Source organism: Roseiarcus sp. (assembly GCF_049514155.1).
GTDB lineage: Bacteria > Pseudomonadota > Alphaproteobacteria > Rhizobiales > Beijerinckiaceae > Roseiarcus.
On the sequence record NZ_JBEKVH010000126.1, the window covers coordinates 1 to 11834 of the forward strand.

14 protein-coding genes and 1 pseudogene are annotated in these 11834 nt (G+C 67.4%); 7 read left to right on the top strand and 8 right to left on the bottom strand.

Annotated features, from left to right (window positions below; genetic code table 11):
- The 3 genes from ABSF49_RS16035 to ABSF49_RS16045 form a co-directional block, all read left to right on the top strand.
- Nucleotides 1-312 (top strand): FAD-binding oxidoreductase (locus ABSF49_RS16035; protein ID WP_424113658.1); only part of this gene is annotated, 312 nt, incomplete at its 5' end.
- Nucleotides 313-391: 79 nt separating this feature from the next.
- Nucleotides 392-700: a BrnT family toxin gene (locus ABSF49_RS16040; RefSeq protein ID WP_424113659.1), complete on the top strand. Its 309-nt coding sequence runs from the start codon at nucleotides 392-394 to the stop codon at nucleotides 698-700.
- Between the two features lie 67 nt (nucleotides 701-767).
- On the top strand, nucleotides 768-1055 hold the full coding sequence (locus ABSF49_RS16045; RefSeq protein WP_424113671.1) for a helix-turn-helix domain-containing protein: 288 nt from the start codon (nucleotides 768-770) through the stop codon (nucleotides 1053-1055).
- A 24-nt stretch (nucleotides 1056-1079) separates the two neighbouring features.
- Here the strand turns inward: ABSF49_RS16045 and ABSF49_RS16050 are convergent, their stop codons facing one another.
- The 4 genes from ABSF49_RS16050 to ABSF49_RS16065 form a co-directional block, all read right to left on the bottom strand.
- A complete protein-coding gene (locus ABSF49_RS16050) occupies nucleotides 1080-1598 on the bottom strand; it encodes a dihydrofolate reductase (protein ID WP_424113660.1) in 519 nt (172 codons plus the stop codon).
- Nucleotides 1595-2401, bottom strand: a complete 807-nt coding sequence (locus ABSF49_RS16055; RefSeq protein ID WP_424113661.1) for a thymidylate synthase — start codon at nucleotides 2399-2401, stop codon at nucleotides 1595-1597. Before ABSF49_RS16055 ends, ABSF49_RS16050 begins: the two co-directional genes overlap by 4 nt.
- A 94-nt stretch (nucleotides 2402-2495) precedes the next feature.
- Entirely contained in the window at nucleotides 2496-2756 is a 261-nt protein-coding gene (locus ABSF49_RS16060) for a BQ00720 family protein (RefSeq protein ID WP_424113662.1), read from the bottom strand.
- A 52-nt stretch (nucleotides 2757-2808) separates the two neighbouring features.
- Nucleotides 2809-3237, bottom strand: a complete 429-nt coding sequence (locus tag ABSF49_RS16065; RefSeq protein WP_424113663.1) for an Hsp20 family protein — start codon at nucleotides 3235-3237, stop codon at nucleotides 2809-2811.
- Between the two features lie 325 nt (nucleotides 3238-3562).
- On the opposite strand from ABSF49_RS16065, the gene ABSF49_RS16070 reads away from it, so the two are divergent.
- Nucleotides 3563-4897, top strand: a complete 1335-nt coding sequence (locus tag ABSF49_RS16070; protein WP_424113664.1) for a TIGR02300 family protein — start codon at nucleotides 3563-3565, stop codon at nucleotides 4895-4897.
- Here ABSF49_RS16070 and ABSF49_RS16075 read toward each other — a convergent pair whose 3' ends face one another.
- The 4 genes from ABSF49_RS16075 to leuS all read right to left on the bottom strand — a co-directional run bounded on the left by ABSF49_RS16075 (nucleotide 4898) and on the right by leuS (nucleotide 9246).
- Complete coding sequence (locus tag ABSF49_RS16075) at nucleotides 4898-5377, bottom strand: hypothetical protein (RefSeq protein ID WP_424113665.1); 480 nt, start codon at nucleotides 5375-5377, stop codon at nucleotides 4898-4900.
- A gap of 79 nt (nucleotides 5378-5456) precedes the next feature.
- Complete coding sequence (gene thpR, locus ABSF49_RS16080; RefSeq protein WP_424113666.1) at nucleotides 5457-5990, bottom strand: RNA 2',3'-cyclic phosphodiesterase; 534 nt, start codon at nucleotides 5988-5990, stop codon at nucleotides 5457-5459.
- A 114-nt stretch (nucleotides 5991-6104) separates the two neighbouring features.
- Complete coding sequence (lptE, locus tag ABSF49_RS16085; protein ID WP_424113667.1) at nucleotides 6105-6614, bottom strand: LPS assembly lipoprotein LptE; 510 nt, start codon at nucleotides 6612-6614, stop codon at nucleotides 6105-6107.
- Entirely contained in the window at nucleotides 6601-9246 is a 2646-nt protein-coding gene (leuS, locus tag ABSF49_RS16090) for a leucine--tRNA ligase (RefSeq protein ID WP_424113668.1), read from the bottom strand. Before leuS ends, lptE begins: the two co-directional genes overlap by 14 nt.
- 376 nt (nucleotides 9247-9622) lie before the next feature.
- On the opposite strand from leuS, the gene ABSF49_RS16095 reads away from it, so the two are divergent.
- The 3 genes and pseudogenes from ABSF49_RS16095 to ABSF49_RS16105 form a co-directional block, all read left to right on the top strand.
- On the top strand, nucleotides 9623-10351 hold the full coding sequence (locus ABSF49_RS16095; RefSeq protein ID WP_424113669.1) for a ParB-like protein: 729 nt from the start codon (nucleotides 9623-9625) through the stop codon (nucleotides 10349-10351).
- 195 nt (nucleotides 10352-10546) lie between these two features.
- Nucleotides 10547-11719 carry an ABC transporter substrate-binding protein gene (locus tag ABSF49_RS16100; RefSeq protein ID WP_424113670.1) on the top strand — a complete coding sequence of 391 codons (1173 nt, stop codon included), beginning with the start codon at nucleotides 10547-10549 and terminating at the stop codon, nucleotides 11717-11719.
- Nucleotides 11720-11736: 17 nt separating this feature from the next.
- Nucleotides 11737-11834 (top strand): annotated as a pseudogene (locus ABSF49_RS16105) (branched-chain amino acid ABC transporter permease); the annotation flags it as partial.

The following is an 11834-nucleotide window of genomic DNA, read 5'->3' on the forward strand; positions in this document are numbered from 1 at the left end:
CGCGACATCGCCGAGCACGGCCTGATCGCGCCGATCGTCGGCCATGTCGGCGACGGCAATTTCCATGTCAGCCCGCTCGTCGACATGAACGACGCGTCCGAGATCGAGCGCGCCGAACACTTCGCCGAGCGACTCGCGCGTCGCGCCATCGCCATGGACGGCACCTGCACCGGCGAGCACGGCATCGGCCAGAAGAAGATCGCCTTTCTCGAAGTCGAGCGCGACGCCGCGGCGCTCGACCTGATGCGCCGCATCAAGCTCGCCTTCGATCCGCAGAACCTGTTCAACCCGGGGAAGATTTTTCGCGCGTGAAGGGGGAGCGTCATTGTGGGCGAAGCCTGCCCGCCGGGAGCGGGCCGCCGGGCTAACCACGCGTCAGATGTGACTTGACGTGACTACTGGTAACCAGTATCTGAAAGACGTTGTTTTCGAATGGAACGCCGAGAAGGCCGCCGTCAACCAGCGCGTCCACGGCGTCGCTTTCGAACATGCTATCAAAGCGATAGCCGACGCGTTCGCGATCGCATGGATTGATGACCGCAAGGCCTACGGCGAAGAGCGCATCAACTTGCTCGGCATGTGCGACGGCGCGCTCTTACACGTGACCTATACCGAGCGCGGCCAGAACATTCGGATCATTTCAGCCCGACGAGCGACACGAAATGAGCAAGACCACTATTTCCGCGAGAATTCGAACTGACGGCGCGGCGGTCGAAATCCTCGCCGACGGTCGCGAACAACCGCTGCGAGACACGCCAATGCGGCCGATGACTGACGAGGAGATCGCAGCGGCCTCCGCCGCTGACCCCGACGCGCAGCCCATGACGGCCGAGCAGCTTCGATCGGCGCGACGCGTGCCGCGGGTGAAAACTCTGCGGCGGGCGCTCGGACTGACGCAGGAAGAGTTCGCAACCCGCTACCATATCCCTCTCGGCACATTGCGGGACTGGGAGCAAGGACGCTCGGAACCGGACCAACCGGCAAGGGCCTATCTCAGGGCGATCGCTGGCGACCCCGTCGCCGTATCGCGCGCTTTGGAGAGCGCCCCTCGGTGAAGGCGCCGGTGGCGAGGCCGCTCGTCAGCCCCGCGTACGCTCGTATTCGACGAAAACGAAATCGGCGTCGTCGCGCGGGCCGCGCTCGCCCTTCCGGCGGCTCACTTCGCGCCAAATGGCCGGATCGATCGGCGGGAAGCGGGCGTCGCCTGTGGGCGCGAGGTCGACCTCGGTGAGGTGGAGGCGCGAAGCGCGGCCAATCGTCTGAGCATAGATCTCGCCGCCGCCGGCGACGATGATCTCGTCGGCCGCTTCGGCGCTCGCCGCAGTTTCGGCGAGCTTCAACGCTTCGTCGATGTCGCCTGCGATCGACACCCCCTCCGCCGCGAAAGCGCGGTCGCGGGTGACGACGACGATCGTCCGGCCCGGCAGCGCGCCGCCGATCGACGCATAGGTCTTGCGCCCCATGACGAGCGCCTTGCCCATCGTCGCCGCCTTGAAATGCTTGAGATCGCTCGACAGGCGCCACGGCAACGCGCCGCCCGAGCCGATCACGCCGTTGCGCGCCACCGCCGCGATCAGCGCAACAATCGGCGCGCTCACACCGCCACCGGCGCCTTGATCGCCGGCCAGGGATCGTAGCCCTCGAAGCGGATCGCGTCGTATTTGAGATCGAACAGCGCCCCGCGCGGCGACGGCTCGGCCGGGGCGAGAACGAGACGCGGCAGGGGGCGCGGCTCGCGCCTGAGCTGCTCGCGCGCCTGCATTTCGTGATTGAGATAGAGATGCGCGTCGCCGAACGCATGGACGAAATCGCCGACGTCGAGGCCGCATTCGCGCGCGACGAGGTGGGTGAGCAAGGCGTAGCTGGCGATGTTGAACGGCACGCCGAGGAAAATGTCGGCCGAGCGCTGATAGAGCTGGCAGGAGAGCTTGCCGTTAGCGACGTAGAACTGGAACAGGCAATGGCAGGGCGGCAGCTTCATCCGCTCGATGTCGGCGACGTTCCACGCCGAAACGATCAGCCGCCGCGAATTGGGGTTGCGCTTGATCTCGGCGATCAGCCAACGGATCTGGTCGATGACGCGCCCGTCCGCGCCCTCCCAGGCGCGCCACTGCTTGCCGTAGACGGGGCCGAGATCGCCGTTGGAATCGGCCCATTCGTCCCAGATCGAGACCCCGTTGGCCTTGAGATAGGCGATGTTGGAATCGCCGTTGAGGAACCAGATCAGTTCGTGGACGATCGACTTGAGGTGCAGCTTCTTGGTCGTGACGAGCGGAAAGCCCTCGGCGAGATCGAAGCGGATCTGCCGGCCGAACAGCGAGCGCACGCCGGTGCCAGTGCGGTCGCCTTTGACGACGCCCTTTTCGAGCGCCTCGTTCAGGAGTTCGAGATAGGCCCGCATCGCCTCGCCGCCGAATGGAACGCCCTTCTTAGACGATTCGGCCCGCTTGAGGCAGCCGCCCACCCCGCCGCCAGGCGGGGCGCGGGCGCGGCGGTCAATGCAGGCTGACCGTCTCCAACTCCTGCTGCCACGCGTTGGCGATCGCGGCGTCCTTGGAGTCGGTGAGCATGATCGGCGAACCGTCGGCGGAGAGCAACGCGAAGAGCTCGAGACCCGGGCGGATCACCGGGGCCTGCGGGAACAGCCGCTGCGCGTCTTCGGACTTGATCGTCTTGACATAAGCGATCACGCCGTCGCCGAGATGGGCGAATTCGTTAGGCGTCAGAGCGGCGAATCTTGGATCCGAACTGGTCATCTCTCACTCCTTCCGGGCCGTCCGCGGACGCGCCCAGGCGCACACTCTACGATCAGTCGCGCGCCACGATATTGATCTTCTTCACGATCCGATCCGGTTGCGGTCGCACCACGTCAATCGACAACAGACCGTCGGCAATTTCCGCGCCGCGGACCTGCATGCCCTCGGCGAGCAGGAAGCTGCGGTGGAACTGCCGGGCGGCTATGCCGCGGTGGATGTAGTCGCGCGCCTTGTCGTCGTTCTGGCGGCCGCGGATCGACAGCTGGTTCTCCTCCTGGGTGACCTCGATCTGGTCCTGGGAGAAACCGGCCACCGCCAGCGTGATGCGCAAGATTTCCGGCGCGCCGTCGCCAGCCGCGATTCTCTCAATGTTATAAGGAGGATAGCCATCCGCTGCGGCTTTCGAGGCCTTGTCGAGCGCACGCTCGACGCCGTCGAAACCGAGCAGGAACGGTGAACTCAGCGCCGTCACGCGCACCATGATCGAAGCCCCTTTCAGGCGCTCCGCCGAACCGGTCTTCCATCGAACGACCTGTTCGGCTGCCGTCGCAAACCGTCCGGTCCGCCTGAGCGGCGCCGGACAATGGAAATATGGCCTCGCCGAAGGGCGGTTCAAGCCCTCGGCGAAAAGCCGCGACGGGCGCACAGGCTCGCCCGATTCCCATGCTGAAGCGAAAACTTGAAGAAAGTTCTACGGATCGGCGCCGCGCGGTCCGCTCCTTTTCACTGGAGGGGGACGCGCGCGACAAGTTCGGCTATCACCCCGCAGCGGGCGGGCGCCCCGCCCCTCGCGCCCTCAAGACCTCATGCGCAAGACCAAGCTCGGAACCAAGCGCCAGTGCCAAGCCTGCGGCGGCCGTCTCTACGATCTCGGCAAGCGCCCGGTCGTCTGCCCGCATTGCGGCGCCGAAGTCGATCTCGAGCGGGTCAAGCGCGCGCGGGTGCGCTCGAACAACGAGCCGACCGCGGCGGCGCTCGAGGCGCCGCCCAAGCCGCCTGCGGCCGCCCCGCCCGAGCGGCGGCCGGCGCGCGTCGCGGCGGGGCCGCCGCCGCAATGGTCGCCCGAACAGGCTGAGGCGCTCGACAAGGTCGGCCGCTGGCTTGCCGCCGGCGAGCCGCAAGTGTTCCGGCTGTTCGGTTACGCCGGCGTCGGCAAGACAACGCTGGCCAAGCGCCTCGCCGAATCCGCCTCGGGCGAGACCGCCTTCGCCGCCTTCACCGGCAAAGCAGCGCTGGTGATGCGGTCGAAGGGCTGTGTCGGCGCGTCGACGATTCACGCGCTCATTTATCGCGCCAGCGAGGGCGAAAACGGCGCGCCGACCTTTACCCTCAACCACGACGGCCCCGCCTCGCGCGCCGCGCTGATCGTCATCGACGAATGCTCGATGGTCGACGCCGAGCTCGGTCGCGACCTGCTGTCGTTCGGCAAGCCGATCCTGGTGCTTGGCGACCCGGCGCAATTGCCGCCGGTCAAGGGCGGCGGCTTCTTCACCGAGGCCGAGCCCGACGTGATGCTGACGACGATCCATCGCCAGGCGCAGGGCGATCCGATCATCCGCCTGTCCGAGATCGTCCGCTCGGGCGGCGAGATCGCCTACGGCCAATATGGCGACAGCCGAGTCATCCGCCGCGACGAGATCGACGCCGCCGACGTGCTCGCCGCCGATCAAGTCCTGCTCGGCGTCAATCGCACCCGCCGCCTCTATAATCAGCGCATCCGGCAACTGCAGGGGATCGCGGAGCCGCTGCCGGTCGCCGGCGACAAGCTCGTCTGTTTGCGTAACGACCGCGTCAAGGGCCTGATCAACGGCGGCCTTTGGCGGGTCGAAACCTTCGCCGGACTGCGCAAGGATTTCGTCCGCATGACGGTCAAATCGGAAGACGACCCCGGCCGCGCCGCAGTCAAGGTGGCGGTCTTGAGACAATTCTTCGAGGGGGTCGAGGCCGAGCTGCCCTACGCGACGCGACGCGAATCCGACGAGTTCGACTACGGCTACGCCCTCACCGTTCACAAGGCGCAAGGGTCGCAGTGGGACTCGGTCGTGCTGTTCGACGAGAGCCGCGCGTTTCGCGAGCATCGCGCCCGCTGGCTTTACACCGGGCTCACGCGCGCAGCGCGCCGCTTGACGCTGGTGCGCTGACTATTTCGCGCCGGCGAAATAGCCGGCGTGGATCGCCAGTCCGACCACCGCCAGCGCGACGATGATCGCCAGCGCCCACAGCGCCCCGGCCGCCGTCCTCGACATGGACCCCTTCGCGCGCCCCGCCATGCGCGTCGGGGCGTCGCCGGCAAGCGTCGAGGCGGCCAGACGCCGGTAAGTCGCGATGCGCCGCTCGGTGCTCTCGCCGATGATGTAGGAGCGGGTTTCGGCCTCGCTCGGCGCGCGCCCGGTCGTCTTGACGAAGTCGTCGAGCCAGGCGCGCTTGTTCTGCTTGTAGATCGAATAGGCGACGAGGCCGGCGACGTCTTCCTCGTCCGGGCCGACGAGCGCGTCGAAGATCGGGTTGCGCTCGACCTCGCCCTCGAGTTCCGGCCGCGCCGGCAGGCCGACCGCGCGCGGCAGCGGCGCGCCCGCGCCCGTCCCCGACGCCTCGTTCTCCACGCCGCTCGTCGGTTCCATCCCATCCTCCTCGCGCCGCTTTCCGTCGCGGCTCACATTCAGCCAAACATACGCCAGCTCGACGGCGCGCCGCAACGCGCTATTGCAGCGGGTAATCCGCCTCGACCAGATAAGGCCCGCCGCCGACCGAGTCGCGCGCCGAATAGAGCGCGAAGCGCGGGGCTTCGAACGACGGCGCCGCGAACCCGCCACGCGCGCCGAGATAATCGGCGACCGCCGCGGGGCCGACGCCGCGCAGCCGCGCCAAGGTGACATGCGGCGCAAAATTACGCGTCTCCGGAGGCAAGCCGACGCGGCGCAGCCGGCGCTCGAGATCGCCTTGCAGTTCGACCAGCGGCGACGTCGGCCGGATCCGCGCCACGATCGCGCGCGGCTTGTCGCCGCCGAACCAACTCAGCCCTTGGAAGTCGACTGCAACCCGCGGGCGGCGCACCGTCTCGAGCGCGTCCGCGACTTCGCGCGCGGCGTGAACGTCGACGTCGCCGACGAAGCGCAGCGTGACGTGATAGTCGCTCGGCTCGATCCAACGCGCGCCCAACACGCCGCCGCGCGCCGCCGCCAACGCCAGCGCGACCTCAGCGGGAATGGACAAAGCGGCGAAGAGACGCGGCATGACGGGCTCCAGAAGGGCGCGGCCGAATCGGCGGACCCAAAATGGGGGACTAGCCGATTCGCGTCGCAAAGACGCGACGGCGCCAGCGCGCCGCATCGGCCCCTTCGCCGTCGTTCAGCCTTTGGCGCCGAGCGCCGCGGCGACGCGCAGCGAGATTTCGTCGGCGAGCGCGCGGGCTAGCCGGATTTCGGCGTCGCGCTCGGCGCGCAGGTTGGCGAAACCCTGCAGCGTGCGGTCGTAGACGGCGGCGGTCGTCGCTTCGCCCTGGAAGACGACCTTCTCGGGCTCGATCTGCGCCAGCGAGAATTTCGCCGTGCCGATCACCGTCGCCGCATTGGCGGCGTTGACCTGCGATTCGACCGTCGGCGTCTGGATCTTCTGCGTCACCGTCACGGTCAGGCGGTATTTGGCGGTCGGCGTCGAGCCGGTGCCGTTGAGACTGCTGATCAAATCGTCGCCGAGATAATGGCCGATGCGGTCCTTGATCGGCGCGACCTCGATCGCCTGAAGATCGGCGACCAGACCAGGGTGCGCGGCCTCGCTGTAAAGCGGCTGGAAGCAGCCGCCGAGCGACAGCGCCAGCGCCAGCGCGGCCAGGCCGCGCGCTCGATCAGACCACCACATTGACGATCCTCTGCGGGACGATGATCACTTTCTTGACCGGCCTATTATCTATCGCCCGGCGCACCGCGTCGAGGGCCACGGCGGCGGCTTCGATCTGGGCCGGCGAGGCGTCGCGGCCGATGGTCAGCTCGTCGCGCTTGCGGCCGTTGACCTGCACCGGCAGCGTCATCCGGTCGGAAACGATCAGGCTGCGGTCGGCTTCTGGCCACGGGCTGGAGGCGATCATCGTTTCGTGGCCGAGGACCTGCCAGCATTCCTCGGCGAGATGCGGCATCATCGGCGCGAAGGCGTGGATGAGAATGTCGCCGGCCTCGGCGAAGGCGTAGCGCAGGTCGTCGGCGACCGTTTCCGTCTCGATCGCGCCGATCGCCGCGGCAAGCGTATTGGCGAGTTCGTAGATCGTCGCGATGCAGACATTGAAGCGCAGCCGCTCGATTTCGTCCTCGATCTTGGCCAGCGCGCCATGGGCGGCGCGGCGGACGGCGGCCGCCTCCGGCGAGAAGGCAGCGGGCCTGGCCGGGCGCCGGGGCCCGACAACCCGTTCGATCTCGCAGGTCAGGCGCCATAGGCGCTGGGTCTGCTTGTAGGCGCCCTGCACGCCCGCCTCGGTCCAGATCACGTCGCGCTCGGGCGGCGAGTCGGAGAGCATGAACCAGCGCGCCGTGTCGGCGCCGTAGCTCTTGATGATCTCGTCGGGGTCGACCGTGTTGCGCTTCGACTTCGACATCTTCTCGATCGGGCCGATCTCGATCGGCTGGCCGCCTTGAAGCGCGAAGGCGCGGCGGCCGTCGGCGTCGCCTTCGATGCGCACTTCATTGGGCGCGATCCAGCGCCCTTCGGCGTCGCTGTAGGTCTCGTGGACAACCATCCCTTGCGTGAACAAGCCGGCGAACGGCTCGTCGAGATCGAGGTGGCCGCATTTCTTCATCGCGCGGGTGAAGAAGCGCGAATAGAGCAGATGCAGGATCGCGTGCTCGATGCCGCCGATGTACTGGTCGACCGGCAGCCAGCGATTGGCGATTGCCGGCGTGGTCGGCGCCGCGGCGTTCCACGGATCGGTGAAGCGAACGAAATACCACGAGGAATCGACGAATGTGTCCATCGTGTCGGTTTCGCGCCGCGCCGGCCGGCCGCACTTCGGACAGGCGACGTGCTTCCAGGTGGGGTGGCGGTCGAGCGGATTGCCGGGCGCGTTGAAAGTGACGTCGTCGGGCAGCTTGACCGGCAGGTCCTTTTCGGGGACCGGCACGACGCCGTCGACCTCGCAATGGATGACCGGAATCGGGCAGCCCCAGTAGCGCTGGCGTGAGATGCCCCAGTCGCGCAGCTTGAAATTGACCTGCCGCTTCCCCTGCGGCCGATTGCCGAGGGTCGCGGCCTCCAGCCGGCGCGCGACTTCCGCCTTCGCCGCCTCGATCGTCATCCCGTCGAGGAAGCGCGAATTGATCATCAGGCCGTCGCCGTCATAGGCGACCTTGTCGACCGTGAAGGTCTTGGGATCGACGCCCGGCGGACAGACGACCGGCGTCGCGCCGAGGCCGTAGACGTTGACGAAGTCGAGGTCGCGCTGGTCGTGCGCCGGGCAGCCGAAGATCGCGCCCGTGCCGTAATCCATCAGGATGAAATTGGCGACGTAGACCGGAACCTTCCAGCCGGCGTCGAACGGATGGACGGCGCGCAGGCCGGTGTCGTAGCCCTTCTTCTCCGCCGTCTCGATCGCCGCCACCGACGTGCCGATCTTGCGGCATTCCTCGATGAAGGCGGCGAGCTTCGGATCATGGCGCGCCGCGGCGGCGGCCAGCGGGTGGTCGGGCGCGATCGCCATGAACTTCGCGCCGAACAGCGTATCGGGGCGCGTCGTGTAGATCTCGAGCTCGCGCGCCTCCGGCTCTTCGGCCAGGAGCCCACGCGAAGCGGCGTCGATGGCGAAGCGCACCAGCATGCCTTCGGAGCGGCCGATCCAGTTGCGCTGCATCAGCCGGACCTTCTCCGGCCAGCGCTCGAGTGTGTCGAGCGCAGCGAGCAGCTCGTCGGAATAATCGCTGATCTTGAGGAACCATTGCGTCAGCTCGCGCTGCTCGACGACCGCGCCGGAGCGCCAGCCGCGGCCGTCGATCACCTGCTCGTTGGCGAGCACGGTATTGTCGACCGGGTCCCAGTTGACCTTCGACTTCTTGCGGGCGACCAGCCCGGCCTCGAGGAAGTCGAGGAACAGCTTCTGCTGGTGGCCGTAATAGCTCGGGTCGCAGGTCGCGACCTCGCGCGCCCAATCGAGCGACAGACCCATCGACTTGAGCTGCCCCCGCATCGCGGCGATATTGGCGTAGGTCCATTTGGCCGGATGGGTGGCGTTCTGCATCGCCGCGTTCTCGGCCGGCATGCCGAACGCGTCCCAGCCCATCGGATGCAGCACGTTGAGGCCCCGCGCGCGCTTGTAGCGCGCCACCACGTCGCCCATCGCGTAGTTGCGGACGTGGCCCATGTGGATGCGCCCGGACGGGTATGGGAACATCTCGAGCACGTAGTATTTGGGCCGCGGATCGTCGTTGCGGGTGGCGAAGACGGCCGCGTCGGCCCATTCCTTCTGCCATTTCTGTTCGGATTCGCGGACGTTGTAGCGTTCAGGCCGCATGATGTTACGAGAGCCGTTTCGATCGCGTTCGAGGAAGCGGCGCGACCAAACATGATTTGGCCGAGGGGGTCAAATCCTTGTCGAGGCTCGCCGTGGCGGCGCTCACGCGCGCGCGCCGCCGCGCTTCCGCCCCCCGCCCGCGTCGCGGTTCGCATTTCGACCGAGAGTAGTTCGCAAGACTAGCGACAGTCTTCTCCTCGGGCGTCCGCCGTCGGCGGCGCGGCGATCCGTCGCGGCGTAACGCTGACTTCGCGGATCGCCCGGCCGACCGAACCGTCAAATGACCCGATTCTCGGCGGGCTGGCCGATTTGACCGTCCCGAGGGCTTGCGACATGGTCGCCTGACGCGGTCCGCCGGCCGCCAAGGTGAAACGCTATGAACTACAGAATTCATGAACCCAGCCTGCACGCGACGCCTGTGCTCGACTTGCGTCCGACGCAGATGACCCTCGGCATGAGCGAGGTCGCGCGCAAGCGCAAATCCTGGAAATCGCAGGAAGCCTGGAAATCGCAGGAAGCGAAGCCGCTGGCAGAATTCCTCGCCCACCACATGGTGCCGGTCGTTCTCGGCCCTGGCGGGCGGCGTTATCTCATCGATCACCACCACCTCGCCCGCGCCCTGCACGACGAAGGCGTCGACAACGTCTTCGTCACCATCGTCGCCGACTTCCACAAGCTCGACGCCGACGCGTTCTGGAACATCATGGATTTCCACGGCTGGACCCATCCCTTTGACGGCAAGGGGCGCCGACGCCCGTACGCCGACCTGCCCAAGACGGTCGCCGCCATGGAGGACGACCCCTACCGGTCGCTCGCCGGCGAGTTGCGCTATTGCGGCGGCTTCGCCAAGGACTCGACGCCGTTCTCGGAATTCGTCTGGGCCGACTTCCTGCGCCGCCGCATCAAACCGAAGGATGTGCGCAAGGACTTCGGCGCGGCGATCGAGACCGCGCTCGGGCTGACGAAGTCGGACGAAGCGAGCTACCTGCCCGGTTGGTGCGCGCCGCACGGCGTCAAGGCCGCCGCGAAGCCGAGCAAGACCGGCAAGCCGGGGCGCGAGCCGGGCAAGCGCGCCAAACCGGCCGCCGCCAAACCGGCGATATAGCCAAATCCAATGCCGGCGGGCGCACATGCAATGGCGCGGCGGACTGAGGCGCGTGCTAGCCCCGGCCGGCAATTCCATTCCGCGTCGCGAAATCCTGGGCTATAGCCGCGGCAAGGCGGGATCCGGCGCGCGCCGCTCGAACGGCGCCAAAGCGATCGCGCGACCCGCGGTCGAATCATATCGGGAGGGGCTTTCATGACGTCCAATCGCCGCATTTCCATCCTCGCCGCCGCGGCGGCGCTCGTCGCCGGGCCCGCCCTCGCCGACGACGTCGTGACCGTCGGCCTGATCGTGCCGATGACCGGCCAACAGGCGACCACCGGCAAGCAGGAGCAGGCGGGCGCCAATCTCTATATTCAGCTTCATGGCGACACGGTCGCCGGCAAGAAGATCGTGCTCGAGGTCAAGGACGATGCCGGCGCGCCCGACGTGACCAAGCGCCTCGCCCAGGACCTCATCGCCAACGACAACGCCAAGGCGCTGATGGGCTTCGGCCTCACCCCGCTGGCGCTCGCCGTCGCGCCGGTCGCCACCGAAGCGAAAGTGCCGGAGATCGTCACCGCCGCGGCGACGGCGATGATCACCGAGAAGTCGCCCTACATCGTGCGCACTTCCTTCACGCTGCCACAGGCGGCGGCGCCGATGGCGCAATGGTGTCTGAAGAACAACATCCACAAAGTCGTGACGCTGGTCGCCGACTACGGCCCCGGCAACGACGCAGAGAAATGGTTCGGCGATGTGTTCGAGAAAGGCGGCGGCCAGATCGTCGAGAAGATCCGCACGCCGCTCAAGGCGCCCGACTTCGCGCCGTTTCTGCAGCGGGTGAAGGACGACGCGCCCGAAGCCCTGTTCGTCTTCCTGCCGTCCGGCCAGGGCGCCGCCTTCATGAAGGAGTTCGCCGAGCGCGGCCTCGACAAGTCGGGCGTCCGCCTGATCGCCACCGGCGACGTCACCGACGACGACCAGCTCGCCGACATGGGCGATGCGGCGCTCGGCGTGGTGACCACCCATCACTATTCCGCCGCCCACGACTCGCCGGAGAACAAGGCGTTCGTCGCCGCCTTCGAGAAGGCCAACGCCGGCATGCGGCCGAACTTCATGGCGGTGGCCGCCTACGACGGCATGGCCCTGCTCTATCAGGCGCTGGACAAGACCAAGGGCGCAACCGACGGCGACGCGCTGATCGCGGCGATGAAAGGCATGAGCTGGACGAGTCCGCGCGGGCCCGTCTCGATCGACCCCGACACGCGCGACATCGTCCAGAACATCTACGTGCGCAAGGTCGAGAAGGTCGACGGCGCGCTCTACAATGTCGAGTTCGATGCGATCCCCGCCGTGAAGGACCCATACAAGGCGGCGAAGCAGTAAGAAGGCGCGGCGCTTAAGTGCTGACCATCCTGTTCGACGGCGTCGCATACGGCATGCTGCTGTTCCTGCTGGCCTGCGGGCTGGCGGTGACGCTCGGGCTGATGAACTTCGTCAA